Consider the following 16,091-nt stretch of genomic DNA (forward strand, 5'->3'; position numbering starts at 1 on the left):
GCCGGCCGGGCGGGGACGCCGCGCGCGGCGGTCAGACGGTGCGGACGGCCACGCCCGCGGCGGCCAGCTCCGCGACCCGGTCGCCGGGCGCGGAGCCGTCGGTGACGACGGCGTCCAGGTCGGACGCGGGGCCGACGAACGCGAGCGCGGTGCGCGACAGCTTGGCGGCCTCGGTGACGGCGATGACGCGGCGGGCGGAGGCGATCGCGGCGCGCTTGACGGCGGCGTCCTCCAGGTCGTGGGCGGTCAGGCCGTCCGCCGCGGTCAGCCCGCAGCAGCCGATGACCGCGGTGTCGAAGCGCAGCGCGGCCAGCGACGCCTCGGCGAGCGGGCCGGTGAGCGCGAGCTCGCCGGGGCGCGGGCGGCCGCCGGGCACCAGCAGCGTCAGCCGCGGCGCGCCCGCGAGCGCGTTGATCGCGTGCAGGGACAGCGGCATGACGGTCAGCCGCCGGTGCTCCAGCGCGCGGGCCACCTCCAGGCAGGTGGTGCCGCTGTCCAGCACGACGGACTCGCCGTCGGCGATGAGCGCGGCGGTCTCGGCGGCGATGCGGCGCTTGGCCTCGGCCTCCTCGTGGACGCGGACCGCGAACGGCGGCTCCTCGCCGCGCAGCAGCAGGGTCCGCGCGCCGCCCCGGTAGCGTTCGAGGACGCCCTGGGCGGCGAGGTGGTCGAGGTCGCGCCGGATGGTCATCTCGGACGCGCCGGTGAGGCCGGCGAGTTCCGCGACGCCGATGCTGCCGGCGTCGCGCACCGCCTCGGTGATCCGCCGCAGCCGTTCCGTGTCCGCCATACCCGCGATCGAACACCATCGATGTTCGGAATACAAGGTTTCGATGCGGCGAGATGTTCGTTATGTTCGCGTTATGGAGCGAACGCTACGGGCGGGCCGGATGGCCACCTTCGCCTACTTCGGCCTGTCCGGATTCCTGCTGGGGATGTGGGTCGTGCACATCCCCAGCATCGAGCACCGGACCGGGATCGACCACGCCGTGCTGGGCCGGCTCCTGCTGCTGCTCGGCGCGGGCTCCTTCGCGGGCATGCAGGTCATCGGGCCGCTCACCGACCGCTTCGGCGCCCGCCGGGTCGTCCCGGTCAGCGCGGCGCTGAGCAGCGTCGCCGTCGTCGGGCCCGGCCTGGCCCCGAACGCCTGGACGCTCGGGGCCGCGCTGGCGGTGCTCGGCGCCTGCAACGGCGGCGGCCTGAACGTCGGCATGAACGCCCACGCCGTCCAGGTGGAGCGGGGGTACGGGCGGCCCGTCATGTCGGCGTTCCACGCGACGTACTCCATCGGCGGCGTCCTCGCGTCACTCGTGGGCGCCGCCACGCTCGGCGCGGGCGTGCGCCCGGCCATCACGCTCGCCGCCGTGGCGGTCCTCGGCGCGGCCGTCGCCGCGGCGGCGGCGCCCGCGCTGCTGCGGCCGGAGCGCGCCCGCGAGGCGAGCGCCGCGGGGGCGCGGCGGCGGATGCCCTTGCGGATCTGGGCGCTGGCGGCGCTCGCTCTGATGATCATGCTGTGCGAGGGCGTCGCGAACGACTGGAGCGCGCTGCACCTGCGCCGCGTCCTGGACGCGCCCGCCGCCACCGCCGCCCTCGCCTACGGCGCGTTCGCCACCACCATGACGATCGGCCGGCTGCTCGCCGACCGGGTGGCGGCGCGGCTCGGCCCGGTCGCCGTCCTGCGCTACGGGGCGTCCGCCGCCGCGCTCGGGATGGCCGCCGCCGCCCTGTCCCCGTGGATCCCGCTGGCGCTGGCCGGCTGGGCGGTGTTCGGGGCCGGGCTGTCCGGCTGCATCCCGCAGCTCTTCAGCGCCGCCGGGCACGCCGACCGCGACGCCGCCGGCGTCAACGTCTCCCGTGTCGCGGGCATCGGCTACCTCGGCATGCTCGCCGGGCCCGCCGCGATCGGCGCGCTCACCGGCGTCATGCCGCTCAACGTCACGTTCTTCCTGCCGGTGGCGTGCTGCGTCGCCGCCGCTGCGGCGGCCGGGATCCTGCGGCAGCGCGCGGGCACCGCGGGCACCGCCGGCACCGTCCCGGAACCGGCCGTGGACGCCGCCGAGGGGCGGTGCGGCTAGAGCCACCCGCCGATGCTGCGGTTCTGCGAGACGGCGGTGTCGAACGCGAGCGGGCACGCGAGGACGAGCGTCCGCATCGGCTCCTGCAAGGGCGCGTGCATCCGCAGGACGTAGCGGTCCGCGCCGGTGAACATCTGCGACAGCAGCTCGCCCATGCCCTCGAAACCGCGCTGGATGCGGGCGATCTCCTGCTGTTGCCAGTCGGTGACCCGGCCGCTGAGCAGCTCGTAGTAGCCGAGCTGCTGCTCCTGCGCGCTGAGGATCTCCCAGCCGCGCATCGCCCGCTTGCGCAGGTGCCCGATGAGGCCGCCCTGCGCGGTGAGCACCTGCATCTTGGGCGTCCCCATGAACCCGTAGGGCTTGTAGAAGTGGAAGTACGGCATGCCGTCCGGGCGGAAGATCGTCAGCTTCCGCTCCGCCTTCGTCTGGCTCCCCTGGTTCACCACGCGCAGGGCCTTCTTCGCCCCGCTGACGCCCTGCTCCCGGACGTGCGCGGCGGGCTGCCCCTGCGGGCTCCAGATCGTGTAGTTCGCCTCCGTCGAGAAGAACTGCGCCGGCTGGTCGTAGACCAGGATGGGCGAGCCGTACAGGTCGGCGGGAGCCGTGCCGTACTGCGCGGGAGGCTGCTGCGGGTAGCCGCCCTGCTGCGGCGGATATCCGCCCTGCTGCTGCGGCGGGTAGCCGCCCTGCTGGGGCGCCGGATACGCGGGCTGCTGGGGCGGGTAGCCGGCGGGCGCGTAGCCGTTCGGCGGGTAGGCGGGCTGCTGCGGCGCGTACGGCGGAGCGGGAGGCCCGGCGGGCGCCGGGGCGCCGTAGCCTCCCGGCCCGTAACCGGGCCGGTACGGGCCGCCTGGGCCGGGCTGGGAAGGAGGCGGGGGGTAGCCCATGGAGGCTCCTGTACGAGGCGTGTCAGCGCGATGGTCAGGCGACACGATAGCGCCGCCATCTCGCATTCTCCGCGCCTTTCCGGACGAACCGGCCCGTCCCGCCGCCCGCAGCGGGCGGGGCGGCGGGACGGGCCGGATCCGGTCAGCAGTCGGAGACCTCCGCGCCCGGAGCGGGCTTCGGCACCCCGTCCACGATCGCCGTCCGCAGCAGGGCGCTGGAGAACAGGGTCGACCCGCGCCGTCCGAGCTGGTCGCTGGAGCGGGTGACGATGTCCCGGGTCCCCAGGAACCGGTGCGTCGCGGTGTCGAAGATCAGCTCCTCCCGCACCCCGTCCCGGGTCCGGGTGACCGCGACGCCGTGCCGTCCCGCCGCGTCCACGGAGTCGCTCGCCAGCCGGACGCCGGGGATCCGGCCGATGGCGCGGAACAGCGCCGCGCGCACGGCGGGCGGCGCGGGCCGGTCGATCAGGTCGGTGGCGGCCTCCCACTGCCGCGCGGCCCGCGGGCCGTCGCCCTCGGTCACCAGCAGGCGGAGCAGGGCGTCCGGGTCGGCGGGGACGTCGCCGAGATAGGGCCGCTCGATCGGCGGCACCTGCCCGCACGGCTTGAGGACGCTGTCGCCGTCCGGCGGGACGCCCTCGTCCGGACCGGCCTCGATCGAGTTCTTCAGCCGGACGAGCCCGGTCCTGGACCCGTCGACCGAGACCCAGGACTGGTTGCGGTCCTGGTACCAGCGCCCCTTGCCCGCCGTCCGGCGCAGTTCGATCAGGTCCTGGTAGACGAACTGGTCCGGCCTCGGGACCGGGTCGGCGCCGGCGCGGTCGGCGGCCTGGTCGAGCAGGGCGGCCACCGCGGCGGGCGGCGGGGGCGGATCCGCCGGCCGGTACGTCGCCACCACGGTCGCGGCCACGCCCGCGCACGCCGCGGCGGCGACCCCGGACAGCAGCAGCGGCCTGCGGGCGCGGCGCCGCCGCGCCCGGGCGGCCGGGGCGGCGGGGGCGGCCAGGGCCCGGTCGCGCCACCGGCGCTCGGCGGCGGCCACGTCCAGGTCGCCGGGGACCTCGGAGCGCAGGCGCTCCACCAGCGTCAGTTCATCCATCGTGGGCCTCCCGGTGGGGGTCGGCGGCGTCGCCGAGCGCGTCGCGGAGCTTGCGGCGGATCCGGTTCATCCGGGACCGGACGGTCCCGGACGGGACGCCGAGGGCCTCGGCGACCTCGTCGTAGGTCAGCTCGGCCCAGGTCACCAGCAGCAGGACCTCCCGCTGCGCGGCGGGCAGCGCGGCGATCGCGCCGGCGAGGGCCTGGGAGCGGGCGCCCGCGTGCACCCGGTCCTCGACGGCGTCGGTGAACGGCTCGGTGACCGGGTCGGCGCCGCCGCGGGCGAGCGCGCGCAGCGCCCGCACCTCGGCGCGGCGGTGCCGCCGGATCAGGTTGGTGGCGATGCCGTAGAGCCACGGGCGCGCGTCCGGGCGCGCCGCGTCGTAGGCGCCGCGGCGGCGGAAGGCGACCAGGAAGGTCTCGGCGACGATGTCGTCGGCCGGGTCCTGGCCGAGGCGCCGCACCGTGTACCGCATGATCGCCGGGGCGTGCCGGCGGAACAGCGCGGCGAACCGCTCGGGATCGGTGCGGGACGCGGCGATGAGCGCCGCGTCCGTCGGTTCCCGGGACGGGTCTCCGGCGGGCTCTGCGGCGGCGTCCGCGGCGGGCTCCGCGGCGGGCTCCGCGGCCGGTGCCGGGGCGGGACGGACCGGTGACGACCGGCTAGTCGGGGGCATGGGCGGGCCTCTCGGGTCGAGGTCTGATCATCCTTTGTTGCCCGGCCGCGGACCCCTGGGTCCCCGGGAGCGATGGCGCGTTCCAGGCAACCGACCGTCTACAGTGCTGTAGACGTTCAAGTGCGACCGAACAGGAAGACCCCGGATGACCGCCGCCCCGGCACCCCTGGCCCTCGACGGCTCCCGCGTCGACGGCCCGCTCTTCACCGCCGTCACGCACCTCGCCCGCGACACCCGCTGGCTCAACGGCCCCCTGGAGTGGTGGACCAACGCCGGGCTCGCCGTCTTCGCCGTGCTGATGCTCGCCGCCTGGTGGCGGGCACGGCACCGGGACGCGGCGGCGATGGCCCTCGCGCTGGCCGGCCCCGTCGCGGTCGCCGTCGCGTTCGCCGCCGCCGAGGTCGTCAAGAAGGTCGTCGAGGAGCCGCGCCCGTGCCGGGCGATGCCGCACGCGTTCATCGTCGAGGCGTGCCCGGCGCCGTCCGACTACGCCTTCCCCAGCGGGCACTCCACGGCCGCCGCCGCGGCCGCCGCCGCCCTGTACCTGCTCGACCGGCGGCTGGGCGTCATCGCCGCCGTCTTCGCGGCCTTCGAGGCGTTCACGCGCGTCTACGTCGGCGGCCACTACCCGCACGACGTCATCGGCTCGATCGTCCTGGCGGTGCCGGTCGCCTGCCTCGTCGCGCTGCCGCTGCGCCGCGTCGCGGCGCCGCTCGTCGGCCGGCTGCGCCGCGGCCCCCTGGCACCGCTGCTGGCCGCCCGTCCCGCCGCTCCGCCCGCCGCGCCGCCGGTCACAGATAGCGCAGCCACAGGTAGGGGACGCACAGGGTCACCGTGACGGCCGTGACGATCAGGCCGTACCGGGTGAACTTCCAGAAGCTGATCGGGGTGCCGTTGCGGGCGGCGATGCCCAGCACGACGACGTTGGCGCTCGCGCCGATCGCGGTCGCGTTGCCGCCGAGGTCGGACCCGAGCGCGAGCGACCACCACAGCACGTGCCCCTCGGCGCCCGGATGCGCCTGGACGAGGTCGGAGACGATCGGGCTCATCGTCGCGACGTAGGGGATGTTGTCCACGATCGCCGACAGCACGCCCGACGCCCACAGCAGCAGCATCGACGCGGCGCCGAGGTCCCCGCCGGTCACGTCGGCCGCGGCCCGCGACACGTCCGCGATGACGCCCGTCTCCACCAGCCCGCCGACCATCACGAACAGCCCCGCGAAGAACACCAGCGTCGGCCACTCCACCTCCGCGAGCGCCTGCTCGGTGGTGACCTTCGTCGCGGCGACCAGCAGCCCCGCCCCGAGCAGCGCGACCACCGACGGCTGGTAGTCCAGGACGGGATGCAGCACGAACGCCGCGATCACCGCGGCGAGCACCACCAGCCCCTGCCACAGCAGCCGCCGGTCGGTGATGGCCTCCCTCTCCCGCAGCGCCATGACCTCCGCCGCGCGGCCGGCGTCGTAGACGAAGGCCGACCGGAACAGCCACCGGCACAGCAGGCAGAACACCGCGACGAGCCCGACCACCAGCGGCGCGAGGTGCACGAGGAACTCGTTGAACGTCAGGCCGCCGCGGCTGGCGATGATGATGTTCGGCGGGTCCCCGACGAGCGTCGCGGTGCCGCCGATGTTGGACGCCATCACCTCGGCGATCAGGTACGGGACGACGTCCAGGCCGAGCCGCTCGCACACCAGGAAGGTGACCGGCGCGACCAGCAGCACGGTGGTGACGTTGTCCAGCAGCGCCGACGCGCCCGCGGTGATCAGTACCAGCATCACCATCAGCCGGTACGGCCGCCCGCGCGCCCGTTTCGCCGCCCAGATCGCCACGTACTCGAACACCCCGGTCTGCCGCAGCACCGAGACGATCACCATCATGCCGAGCAGCAGGAAGATGACGTTCCAGTCGATCCCGGTGCGCTCGGAGAAGAACGCCGCGCCGTCGTCGGTGACGTGCAGCAGCATCATCAGCGCCGCGCCGCCGAGCGCCACCGCCGTCCGGGGGATCCGCTCCGACGCGATTAGCACGTACGCGACGACGAAGATCGTGACTGCGGCTGCGGCGGCCAAGGCGGCTCCTGGAAGTCTTTTCGGGGTAGGCGGTACGACGCCGACCAGACTTCCCGGCTCACCGTTCACCGACCCTAACGGGATTCCGATGCGTTTTCCACGCAGGAACGCCGTGACCGCCGCTCCGACCGGCGGTGACGGCATCGGTGTCGGCGGGCCGCGCCCCTGCTACGGTCGGGGTGTGCGCGCCGGAGAACTCGCCGTGGACCACCCCACCGTCACCGCGGACACCAGCGCGCTGGACGCCGCCCGCCTGCTGGCCGAGCACCGGCTGCTCGGGCTGATCGTGGTGGACGAGCGGCACCGCCCGAAGGCCGTGCTGCCCGGCTCCCAGCTCCTCGGCGCGCTCATCCCGCAGTACGTGCGCGACGACCCGGCGCTCGCCCGCGCCTACGACGAGGGGCACGCCGACCGGCTGTGCGAGCGGCTCGCCGGCAAGCGCGTCGCCGACCTGCTGCCCGCGAACCGGACGCCGCCGCCCGTGGTGGACGCCGACGCGACCGTCATGGAGATCGCCAGCGTGATGGCGGGCGCGCGCAGCCCGGTCGTCGCGGTCTCCGGCGACCCGCGCCGGACCGACGCCCCGATGATCGGCGCGATCACGGTCGCCGACCTGCTCACCCGGATCCTCCCGCCCGCCTGACGGGCGCCGGGAACGCAGCGGAGGGCGCCCTTCAGGCGCCCTTGCCAGGGCCCCACCGAGATGCCGGCGGGCACCCGCGGCGGAGCCCGGCGGCGGTCAGGTGTTCGTGGCGCCCGGGGCGGTGCTCTCGATGCGGGCGGCCTCCTCGCGCAGGCGGGCGGCGCGGTCGCGCTTGTCCTGGGCGGTGCCGAACGCGCCGTCCTGGATCGCGTGCTGGATCGCGTCCGGTGCCGGGGCCGGGGCCGCGTCCGCGCCGGGAGCGGCGTCGTCGCGCAGGCCCTGCGTCTCGGACTTGAGGATGCGCATCGACCGGCCGAGCGCCCTGGCCGCGTCCGGAAGCCTCTTGGAGCCGAAGAGCAGCACCACCACGATGCCGACGATCAGCCAGTGCGAGGGTGAGAACTCCCCCAACATGAGCGCCTCCCTTGTCCGGTGCGCGTCCAGCGTACTCTCACCCATTCGCGCAACCGCGCAACCGATGGCGGGACACCGCACTCGGGCGCGGGCGTGCCCGCCCGCGCGGCGCGGGCGCCGCGCGCGGCGGCGGATCACCCGCGCGCGCCACCGCCGTATTGATTGCCCAGAGCACCGCGGGGCCGCCCTTCGGCGGGCAATGCGGCGGCCGTCACTTCCCGGGCCGAGGGAGTGCCCGGCCGCAGTTCCTTAGACGGGCGCCCGCCGCGGGAAACCGTTCCGGACGCGGTCGCCGGAAAGGCGCGCGCATCGGCTTCGGGCGGGTGCGCGGCGGCCGGTAACGGTGCTCAGTGAGCGGCCTCGTACTGCTGGACGACGTTCGCCGGGATGCGGCCGCGGTCGTTGACCGGGATTCCCGCCGACCGGGCCCAGTCGCGGATCTCCGCGCTGCGCTCGCGGTTGCTCGCGGTGCGCGTCGCGGGCCTGCGGCCGGCCGGGCGGACCTTGCGGGCACTGTCCCGGAACGGCGCGATGACCTTGCGCAACCTCGCCGCGTTCTTCTTGTTCAGGTCGATCTCGTACGCCCTGCCGTCAAGGGCGAACGACACCGTTTCCACCGCCGCTCCGCCATCGAGGTCATCCACCAGTGAGACCTGGACCTTCTGCGCCATGAGCCGTCTCCGTTCCGTTTATTGGTCAGTTCGAAGAATAGTAGATGCTCGGCGGCCGCGGTATTGGCGGAACCCCGATTAATGTATTTCCCCAACGGGTGAGGATTTCGTCATGCGCGGGCATGGCCGGGGCGGCGAATCCGTCGCGCGGGTCAGCGGGACACCAAGCGGACCTGACCCGCGGGACCCGCGCGGAGGGCCGCGGAGGGCCGCGGCGCAGCCGGGCGCGACCCGCCGGGACGCGTCCGAAGAAAGTTCACGTTCGCATCTGGACAGTCGCCTTACCAGACGGTAGTAAAGATCAGCCCCCTGTTCCCCCCGGTCCCGGAGCCGCCCCATGCCGCGCCGTCGCGCCGTCCTGTCCACCGCCGCCGCCGCGCTCGTCGCGGCGGGCGGCGCGAGCGCCCTCCCGGCCCACGCGGCCGACGCCTACACGGTCCGGACGCTGCATTTCGACACCGTGGTCGGTCCGAAGCACGACCAGCACTGCGACGTCGTCGGCGACCTGTACCTGCCGTCCGGCGCGTCCGCCGCGCACCGGGTGCCCGCCATCCTCACCACCAACGGCTTCGGCGGGTCCAAGGACGACCAGGCGGGGCTCGGCAAGACCTACGCGCAGCGCGGATACGCCGTACTGTCCTACTCCGGCCTCGGGTTCGGCGGCAGCGGATGCCGCATCACCCTCGACCACCCCGACTGGGACGGCGCCGCGGCGAGCCAGCTCGTCGACTACCTGGCCGGAAAGAAGGCGGCCAAGGACGGGACGCGGCTCACCGCCGTCAGGCTCGACCGGGCCGGCGACCCGCGCGTCGGCATGGTCGGCGGGTCCTACGGCGGGCAGATCCAGTTCGCCGCCGCCGGCGTCGATCCCCGTATCGACACCATCGTCCCGATGATCACCTGGCGGGACCTGCGCTACTCGCTCGCCCCGAACAACCAGGTCGTCGACGGGAGGCTCAGCACCGACCCCGGCGTCACCAAGCTGGTCTGGGCGCTCGGGTTCTTCGGCGAGGGCGTGTCCGCCGGGCTGACCAACAGCCAGGCCGATCCCGGCCGCCTGCTCGGCTGCCCGAACTTCCCGACGATCCTCTGCCAGGCCGTCGGCGAGAGCCTCGTCTTCGGCGTGCCGCAGCAGGCGAGCATGGCGTACATGAAGGCCGCGTCGGTCGCGTCCTACATGCCGAAGATCAAGGCGCCGACGCTGATCATCCAGGGCGAGACCGACAGCCTCTTCGACCTCCAGGAGGCCACGGCCACCTACAAGCAGCTCGCCGCGCAGCGCACCCCCGTGAAGATGATCTGGCAGTCGCCGGGGCACAGCGGCGGGCAGGTCCCCGGCGACGGCGACCTCGCCGACCCGTCCGGCAGCTACGTCGGGCAGCGCGTCGCCGCCTGGTTCGACCACTACCTCATGGGCCGCTCCACCGGCACCGGCCCGGCGTTCGCCTACTTCCGCCCCTGGGTGCAGTACCAGGGCAACGCCGCGCCCGCCTACGGCACCGCGCCCACCCGCGCCCGCACCCTCTACCTGTCCGGCAAGGACGGGCTCGTCGCCGACCGCAAGGCCGTCGCCGCGGGCGCCGCGAGCTACGGCAACCTGCCGTGGATCCCGACGTCGTTCTCCGAGGTCTCCGCCGTGCAGGGCGCGCTCGGCCTGGACGACGTCCCGCCCGCCGACGCCCCCGGCACCGCCGTCGCCTGGACCGGCGGCCCGCTCGCCGCCGACACCGACGTCGTCGGCTCCCCCACCCTCAAGGTCCGGCTCGACTCGCCCGCGGCCGTCCAGTCGCAGAAGTCCGGCGTCAACGGGCGCCTCATCCTGTTCGCCAAGCTGTACGACGTCGCGCCGGACGGCTCCGTCTCGCTCGTCCACCGGCTCGTCTCCCCGGTGCGGGTCAACGACGTCCGCAAGCCGCTGACGGTCCAGCTGCCGTCGATCGTCCACCGGTTCGCGAAGGGCCACCGGCTGCGCGTCGCGATCGCCTCCAGCGACCTGTCCTACCTGGGCAACCGGAGCGTCCTGCCGGTCACCGTCCGCACCGGGCCCGCCGACCCCGGCGTGCTCACCCTGCCGACCCTGCGGTGAGCGCGTAGCGGGGACCGCCGCCGGTTCGCCCCCGCACGGGCGGACCGGCGGGCGAAATGATCGTAAGCTTGCGCCATGTCCGACGGTCGCCCCTCATGCACCTGCGTGATCTGCCGCGACTACGGCGACCGCGACCGGCTGGACAACTTCCAGCTCCGCACCATCGTGCACATCACCCAGTACGGCTGGAGCGTCGTCCTCGTCCACCCCGACGCCGACGGCCCGGGCTGGGCGTACACCATCGGCCTCTGGCACAGCCACCGCGCGCCCGAGCTGGCGATGTTCGGCGGCGACGTGTACGAGACCGAGGAGGTGCTCAACGCCCTCGGCCGGGAGGCGGCGGAGGGCCGGCCGCCCGCCGACGGCGAGCGCCGCGAGGGCGCCGTCCGCGGCCAGACCGCCGCGTTCCGCGCCGTCGACCCCCGCTGGTACGAGGGCCTGTTCCGCGGCGCCGTCGCCTTCTACCGGCGGCCGCCGCTGCCGTTCCTGCAGGTCGTCTGGCCGAACGGCGAGGGCCTGTTCCCCTGGCAGCCCGGCACCGACCTGCCGTTCCGGCACTCCCAGCCCTGGCTGTGGCTCGCCCCGACCCAGCACCCCGCCGGAGCCTGGACGCGCCGCCACACCGCCGGCCACGGCTGACCCGCCCCGCCCGTCCGGCGGCGGTCGATCAGCCGCCGGTGATCGCGCACGGCGGATCGGGCGCGGCGCGCCGGGCAGGGCATACGATCGGCGGGTGTACGGGCCGATCGCCGAGACCATCCGGACCCAGCGCCTCGTCCTGGAGCCGCTGGCCGTCCACCACGCCGACGAGATGGCCCCCGTCCTGGACGACCCGCGCCTGCACGCCTACATCGGCGGCGAGCCCCTCACCCTCGACGAGCTCCGCGCCCGCTACGAGCACCTCGTCGCCGGGCCCGCCCCCTTCCACCAGGAGTACTGGCTCAACTGGATCGTCCGCCGCGCCCGCGACGGGCAGGCCGTCGGCTACGTCCAGGCGACCGTCACCCCCGCGCCCGGCGGGCCGCAGGCCGCGCTCGCCTGGGTGATCGGCATGCCCTACCAGGGGTTCGGCTTCGCCACCGAGGCCGCCCGCGCGCTGGCCGGCTGGCTCACCGGGCACGGGATCGCCGCGCTCACCGCCGCGATCCACCCGGACAACCGGGCGTCGGCGTCCGTCGCGTCCCGCCTCGGGCTGCGCCCCACCGCCGAGACCGCCGACGGCGAGACGATCTGGCGGCCGCCCCGCCCGGAGCCTCCCCCGTGACACTCTGATATCGGGCCGTGGCGGGCGGGCAGGCCGGGAGTAGTCCAGAATCGACGGGGAACGCGCTGCGGGGCAGGCGGCATCGGTCGGTCGACGAGAGGGAGCACATGCCTGAGGTCTGGCCCGGGGATCCGTACCCGCTGGGCGCCACCTGGGACGGCACCGGCACGAACTTCGCGCTGTTCTCGGAGGTGGCCCGGCGGGTCGAGCTGTGCCTGTTCGACGCCGACGGCACCGAGACGCGGCGCGAGCTGCCCGAGGTGGACGGGTTCGTCTGGCACGGGTACCTGCCCGGCGTCGGGCCCGGGCAGCGCTACGGCTACCGGGTGCACGGGCCGTTCAGCCCCCGCGACGGGGACCGCTGCAACCCCGCGAAGCTGCTGCTCGACCCGTACGGCAAGGCCGTCGAGGGCGGCGTCCGCTGGCACGAGTCGCTGTTCTCCTACCGGTTCGACGACCCCGACGCCCTGAACGAGGACGACAGCGCCCCCTACATGCCGAAGAACGTCGTGATCAACCCGTTCTTCGACTGGGGCGACGACCGGCCGCCGCGCGTCCCGTACCACGAGAGCGTGATCTACGAGGCGCACGTCAAGGGGCTGACGAAGCTGCACCCGGGCATCCCGGAGGAGCAGCGCGGCACCTACGCGGGCCTCGGGCACCCGGTGATGGTCGACCACCTCGCCGACCTCGGCGTGACGGCCGTCGAGCTGATGCCGGTGCACCAGTCGATCCCCGAGCACGCGCTCGTGGCGCGCGGCCTGGACAACTACTGGGGCTACAACACGATCGGGTTCTTCGCCCCGCACAACGCCTACAGCGCGTCCGGGCAGGCCGGCGAGCAGGTGCTGGAGTTCAAGGCGATGGTCCGCGCCCTGCACGAGGCGGGCATCGAGGTCATCCTGGACGTCGTCTACAACCACACCGCCGAAGGCGACCACCTCGGGCCGACGCTGTCGTTCCGCGGCATCGACAACGCGTCCTACTACCGGCTCCGCGACGACGACAAGCGCTACCACCTCGACTACACCGGCTGCGGCAACTCCCTCAACGTCCGCAACCCGCACGCGCTGCAGCTCATCATGGACTCGCTGCGGTACTGGATCCTGGAGATGCACGTCGACGGGTTCCGGTTCGACCTCGCCTCGGCGCTCGCCCGGGAGCTGCACGACGTCGACCGGCTCGCCGCGTTCTTCGACCTCGTCCAGCAGGACCCGGTGGTCTCGCAGGTCAAGCTGATCGCCGAGCCGTGGGACGTCGGCGAGGGCGGCTACCAGGTCGGGAACTTCCCGCCGCTGTGGACGGAGTGGAACGGCAAGTACCGCGACACCGTCCGCGACTTCTGGCGCGGCTCGTACGCGACGATGCCGGAGTTCGCGTCCCGGCTGACCGGCTCGTCCGACCTGTACGAGCACAGCGCGCGGCGGCCGTTCGCGTCCATCAACTTCGTGACGTGCCACGACGGGTTCACGCTGGCCGACCTCGTCTCCTACGACCACAAGCACAACGAGGCCAACGGCGAGTCCAACCGCGACGGCACCGACGACAACCGGTCCTGGAACTGCGGCGAGGAGGGCCCGTCGCGCGACCCCGAGGTGCTGGAGCTGCGGGCCCGCCAGCGCCGCAACTTCCTCGCGACGCTGTTCCTGTCGCAGGGCGTCCCGATGCTGCTGCACGGCGACGAGCTGGGCCGCACCCAGCGCGGCAACAACAACGCCTACTGCCAGGACAACGAGCTGGCCTGGGTGCACTGGGACGAGCCCGGCGACATGGAGTTCATCCGGATCCTGTCGCGGCTGCGGCACGACCACCCGGTGTTCCGGCGCCGCCGCTTCTTCACCGGCACCGGGACGGGCGCCGCCGCCGACATCGCGTGGCTGACGCCCGCCGGCGAGAGCATGACGGACCAGGACTGGAACGTCGGCTTCGCCAAGTCCCTCGGCGTGTTCCTCAACGGCGACGCCATCACCGAGCCCGACCCGCGGGGCCGCCGCGTCCGCGACGACTCGTTCCTGCTGCTGGTCAACGCCGGGTCCGACGCCGTCGAGTTCACCCTGCCCGGCGCGGAGTACGGCGAGCGCTGGGAGTTCGTCCTCGACACCGCCGACCCCGCCGCCGCGGGCGAGCGCCCCCGCGTCAAGGCCCGCGACGAGGTCTCCGTCCCCGCCCGCTCCCTCACGGTCCTGCGCAGGGGCTAGCCCGAGGTCAGGTGCGGTTCCGCCGTCTCAGGTGCGGCTCACCTCCATCGCGGTGAGGAAGACCAGGACGAACGTCGTGACGGCGATCACGCCGTGGAAGGCGACGGCGGCGGCCGGGAACGTCTGGTCGCGGCCGCGGGCGTGCCGGCCGCCGCCCCCGACGAGCCAGCGCGTCAGCAGCATGAACCCCTGCAGGATCACGACCAGCAGCGCGGCGAACGCGACCCACGCGAACGCGCCGCGCCCGGTCGCCAGGTAGCCGATCCAGACGCAGAGGCCGATCACGGCGGCCAGCGGATGCCCGATCACCACCAGGACCGGGAACCGGGTCACCTTCGTGCCCCGTCCCCCGGACGTCAGCCATTTGATCAACAGGTAGCCGCCGGCCGTGGCGGCGAGGACCCACGCGGCAAGTGCGGCGAACTCCACCCCCCGCTCCTTTCGGTGCAGTTCTACGGTCCGTCCCCGCACCAAGTGTCGCGTGCCGATCGCCGCGCCATGACGGATTCGTGCATATTGCCGTACGCTGAGTAAGCGGAACGGTCAGGTCGCCCTTGCCTCCGGTGCAGTAACTTGTGACGTCTATGCGCACCCTCACGCCCTCCTCCGAGCCGGTCGACCTCGCCGAGCGCTACGCCTACCCGGCGGGCGGCGGGACGTGGCTGCGCGCGAACATGGTCGCCAGCCTCGACGGGGCGGCGCAGCGCGACGAGCGCAGCGGCGGGCTCGGCAACGCCGCCGACCAGGAGCTGTTCCTGCTGCTGCGCGGCCTCGCCGACGTGGTGATCGTCGGTGCCCAGACCGTCCGCGCCGAAGGGTACGGGCCGGTCAGGCCGCGCGAGAGCTGGGGAGCGGTGCGCGACGGGCGGCCACCGGTGCCGCCGCTCGCGGTCGTCTCCCGCACCCTCGACCTGGACTTCGACGCGCCCCTGTTCACCGAGGCGGCCGTCCCGACGATCGTGCTGGCCACCGCGACCGCCGACCCGGAGCGGCTGCGCCTGGCGAAGGAGCGCGCGGACGTCATCGTCGCGGGCGAGGACTCGCTCGACTTCGCGGTCGCCGTCCGGGAGCTGGCGTCGCGCGGGTTCCGGCGGCTGCTGTGCGAGGGCGGCCCCGGGGTGCTGGCGCAGATCACGGCCGCCGGGCTGCTGGACGAGCTGTGCCTGACGCTGAGCCCGATGCTGCTCGCCGGGCACCCGGCGCGGATCCTGAACGGCCCGCCGCTCCCCGTTCCCTCGGAGTTCCGCCTGGAGCACGCGCTGGAGGAGGACGGCTTCCTGTTCCTGCGCTACGCGCGCAGCCGGTAGCGGACGAACAGGACGCCCTCGTCCAGGTAGAGGGCGGCGGGCTCGACGGGGACCTCGGCGTCCAGGACGCCGAGCAGGCGCGTGTGGCGCGGGCTCCCGAGGAGCGCGGGCGCGATGTTGAGGCACAGCTCGTCCACCAGCGACGCCCGGATGAGCGCGGTGGCCAGTGCCGGGCCGCCTTCGCAGAGCAGGTGCTCGTGGCCGAGGTCCTCGCGCAGGACGCGCAGAGCTTCGGGGAGGTCGACGTCGTCGTCTCCGGCCGCGACCACCGGGATCCCCGGCGGGACCTCGTCCCGCGCGCGCTCCGTCGTCACCACGATCGTCGGCGTCTCCGCTTCGGTGAACAGCGGGAGCGTCCAGTCGAGGTCGAGGGAACGGCTCACGATGGCGATGGGCGCGGGCGGGCCGCCCCGGCGCGCGCGCAGGTCCGGCCGTAGGCGGGCGGGGCCGAGCCGCCCGGTGCGGGCCGTCGCGGCGCCGACGAGGATCGCGCCGGCGAGCGCCCGGAGCGTCCGGAACACCCGGAAGTCGGCGGCGCCGCCGAGCCCGTCGGTCCAGCCCTCGGCGTCGGTGACCGACCCGTCGGCGCTCATCACCATGCCGAGCCGAAGCCCCGGCGCGTCGCCGTACGCCTCGTACGGGTCGACGTCCTCGACGGTGGGCCCGGGAAACAGACGGCGCATGACCTGCAGGTTATCG

The 16,091-nt window shown here is 74.3% G+C and carries 17 protein-coding genes; 8 read left to right on the top strand and 9 right to left on the bottom strand.

Features of this window, described 5'->3' with window-relative positions; all coding sequences use genetic code 11:
• Positions 1–31: 31 nt before the first annotated feature.
• Positions 32–790, bottom strand: coding sequence for a DeoR/GlpR family DNA-binding transcription regulator (locus AB0C78_RS28315; protein ID WP_151547343.1), 759 nt, complete (start codon positions 788–790; stop codon positions 32–34).
• A 73-nt stretch (positions 791–863) separates the two neighbouring features.
• Between AB0C78_RS28315 and AB0C78_RS28320 the strand changes: the two genes are divergently transcribed.
• Entirely contained in the window at positions 864–2,075 is a 1,212-nt protein-coding gene (locus AB0C78_RS28320; RefSeq protein WP_360753474.1) for an MFS transporter, read from the top strand.
• Here AB0C78_RS28320 and AB0C78_RS28325 read toward each other — a convergent pair.
• The 3 genes from AB0C78_RS28325 to AB0C78_RS28335 form a co-directional block, all read right to left on the bottom strand.
• Positions 2,072–2,962 carry a hypothetical protein gene (locus AB0C78_RS28325; protein WP_360753477.1) on the bottom strand — a complete coding sequence of 297 codons (891 nt, stop codon included), beginning with the start codon at positions 2,960–2,962 and terminating at the stop codon, positions 2,072–2,074. The genes AB0C78_RS28320 and AB0C78_RS28325 overlap by 4 nt on opposite strands.
• Positions 2,963–3,104: 142 nt before the next feature.
• A complete protein-coding gene (locus AB0C78_RS28330; RefSeq protein WP_360753479.1) occupies positions 3,105–4,061 on the bottom strand; it encodes a CU044_5270 family protein in 957 nt (318 codons plus the stop codon).
• Positions 4,054–4,737 (bottom strand): RNA polymerase sigma factor, encoded by a 684-nt coding sequence (locus tag AB0C78_RS28335; RefSeq protein WP_360753482.1) that lies wholly within the window; start codon positions 4,735–4,737, stop codon positions 4,054–4,056. The genes AB0C78_RS28330 and AB0C78_RS28335 overlap by 8 nt, the downstream gene beginning before the upstream one ends.
• A gap of 145 nt (positions 4,738–4,882) precedes the next feature.
• Between AB0C78_RS28335 and AB0C78_RS28340 the strand changes: the two genes are divergently transcribed.
• On the top strand, positions 4,883–5,575 hold the full coding sequence (locus AB0C78_RS28340; protein WP_360753484.1) for a phosphatase PAP2 family protein: 693 nt from the start codon (positions 4,883–4,885) through the stop codon (positions 5,573–5,575).
• Here AB0C78_RS28340 and AB0C78_RS28345 read toward each other — a convergent pair.
• Entirely contained in the window at positions 5,529–6,809 is a 1,281-nt protein-coding gene (locus AB0C78_RS28345) for an ArsB/NhaD family transporter (RefSeq protein ID WP_360753485.1), read from the bottom strand. The two genes, AB0C78_RS28340 and AB0C78_RS28345, sit on opposite strands and share 47 nt — an antisense overlap.
• Before the next feature lie 181 nt (positions 6,810–6,990).
• On the opposite strand from AB0C78_RS28345, the gene AB0C78_RS28350 reads away from it, so the two are divergent.
• Positions 6,991–7,452 (top strand): CBS domain-containing protein, encoded by a 462-nt coding sequence (locus AB0C78_RS28350; protein ID WP_151543627.1) that lies wholly within the window; start codon positions 6,991–6,993, stop codon positions 7,450–7,452.
• 96 nt (positions 7,453–7,548) lie between these two features.
• On the opposite strand, the gene tatA is transcribed toward AB0C78_RS28350, so the two are convergent.
• Together tatA and AB0C78_RS28360 are read right to left on the bottom strand one after the other, a co-directional pair.
• Positions 7,549–7,866, bottom strand: a complete 318-nt coding sequence (gene tatA / locus AB0C78_RS28355) for a Sec-independent protein translocase subunit TatA (RefSeq protein ID WP_360753487.1) — start codon at positions 7,864–7,866, stop codon at positions 7,549–7,551.
• Positions 7,867–8,213: 347 nt separating this feature from the next.
• Positions 8,214–8,537, bottom strand: a complete 324-nt coding sequence (locus tag AB0C78_RS28360; protein WP_360753490.1) for an Lsr2 family protein — start codon at positions 8,535–8,537, stop codon at positions 8,214–8,216.
• Positions 8,538–8,874: 337 nt separating this feature from the next.
• Between AB0C78_RS28360 and AB0C78_RS28365 the strand changes: the two genes are divergently transcribed.
• The 4 genes from AB0C78_RS28365 (at position 8,875) to glgX (ending at position 14,085) form a co-directional block, all read left to right on the top strand.
• Positions 8,875–10,623: an alpha/beta fold hydrolase gene (locus AB0C78_RS28365; RefSeq protein WP_360753492.1), complete on the top strand. Its 1,749-nt coding sequence runs from the start codon at positions 8,875–8,877 to the stop codon at positions 10,621–10,623.
• 75 nt (positions 10,624–10,698) lie between these two features.
• Complete coding sequence (locus AB0C78_RS28370) at positions 10,699–11,262, top strand: DUF4262 domain-containing protein (RefSeq protein ID WP_360753494.1); 564 nt, start codon at positions 10,699–10,701, stop codon at positions 11,260–11,262.
• A 94-nt stretch (positions 11,263–11,356) separates the two neighbouring features.
• Positions 11,357–11,887 (top strand): GNAT family N-acetyltransferase, encoded by a 531-nt coding sequence (locus AB0C78_RS28375; RefSeq protein ID WP_360753497.1) that lies wholly within the window; start codon positions 11,357–11,359, stop codon positions 11,885–11,887.
• Positions 11,888–11,994: 107 nt separating this feature from the next.
• Positions 11,995–14,085, top strand: coding sequence for a glycogen debranching protein GlgX (glgX, locus tag AB0C78_RS28380; RefSeq protein WP_360753499.1), 2,091 nt, complete (start codon positions 11,995–11,997; stop codon positions 14,083–14,085).
• Positions 14,086–14,112: 27 nt separating this feature from the next.
• Here the strand turns inward: glgX and AB0C78_RS28385 are convergent, their stop codons facing one another.
• Positions 14,113–14,514, bottom strand: coding sequence for a hypothetical protein (locus tag AB0C78_RS28385; protein ID WP_151543634.1), 402 nt, complete (start codon positions 14,512–14,514; stop codon positions 14,113–14,115).
• Between the two features lie 155 nt (positions 14,515–14,669).
• Between AB0C78_RS28385 and AB0C78_RS28390 the strand changes: the two genes are divergently transcribed.
• Positions 14,670–15,392, top strand: coding sequence for a pyrimidine reductase family protein (locus AB0C78_RS28390; RefSeq protein WP_360753503.1), 723 nt, complete (start codon positions 14,670–14,672; stop codon positions 15,390–15,392).
• Here the strand turns inward: AB0C78_RS28390 and AB0C78_RS28395 are convergent.
• Positions 15,374–16,075 (bottom strand): dihydrofolate reductase family protein, encoded by a 702-nt coding sequence (locus tag AB0C78_RS28395; protein ID WP_360753506.1) that lies wholly within the window; start codon positions 16,073–16,075, stop codon positions 15,374–15,376. The genes AB0C78_RS28390 and AB0C78_RS28395 overlap by 19 nt on opposite strands.
• Positions 16,076–16,091: the final 16 nt, after the last annotated feature.

The organism is Actinomadura sp. NPDC048394 (assembly GCF_040651755.1).
GTDB lineage: Bacteria > Actinomycetota > Actinomycetes > Streptosporangiales > Streptosporangiaceae > Spirillospora > Spirillospora montaniterrae.

Bases quoted from the DNA above. Each gene is read 5' to 3' on its own strand.
- AB0C78_RS28315 (WP_151547343.1), bottom strand. From the start codon at position 790: ATGGCGGACACGGAACGGCTGCGGCGGATCACCGAGGCGGTGCGCGAC.
- AB0C78_RS28320 (WP_360753474.1), top strand. From the start codon at position 864: ATGGAGCGAACGCTACGGGCGGGCCGGATGGCCACCTTCGCCTACTTC.
- AB0C78_RS28325 (WP_360753477.1), bottom strand. From the start codon at position 2,962: ATGGGCTACCCCCCGCCTCCTTCCCAGCCCGGCCCAGGCGGCCCGTAC.
- AB0C78_RS28330 (WP_360753479.1), bottom strand. From the start codon at position 4,061: ATGGATGAACTGACGCTGGTGGAGCGCCTGCGCTCCGAGGTCCCCGGC.
- AB0C78_RS28335 (WP_360753482.1), bottom strand. From the start codon at position 4,737: ATGCCCCCGACTAGCCGGTCGTCACCGGTCCGTCCCGCCCCGGCACCG.
- AB0C78_RS28340 (WP_360753484.1), top strand. From the start codon at position 4,883: ATGACCGCCGCCCCGGCACCCCTGGCCCTCGACGGCTCCCGCGTCGAC.
- tatA (WP_360753487.1), bottom strand. From the start codon at position 7,866: ATGTTGGGGGAGTTCTCACCCTCGCACTGGCTGATCGTCGGCATCGTG.
- AB0C78_RS28360 (WP_360753490.1), bottom strand. From the start codon at position 8,537: ATGGCGCAGAAGGTCCAGGTCTCACTGGTGGATGACCTCGATGGCGGA.
- AB0C78_RS28365 (WP_360753492.1), top strand. From the start codon at position 8,875: ATGCCGCGCCGTCGCGCCGTCCTGTCCACCGCCGCCGCCGCGCTCGTC.
- AB0C78_RS28370 (WP_360753494.1), top strand. From the start codon at position 10,699: ATGTCCGACGGTCGCCCCTCATGCACCTGCGTGATCTGCCGCGACTAC.
- glgX (WP_360753499.1), top strand. From the start codon at position 11,995: ATGCCTGAGGTCTGGCCCGGGGATCCGTACCCGCTGGGCGCCACCTGG.
- AB0C78_RS28390 (WP_360753503.1), top strand. From the start codon at position 14,670: ATGCGCACCCTCACGCCCTCCTCCGAGCCGGTCGACCTCGCCGAGCGC.
- AB0C78_RS28395 (WP_360753506.1), bottom strand. From the start codon at position 16,075: ATGCGCCGTCTGTTTCCCGGGCCCACCGTCGAGGACGTCGACCCGTAC.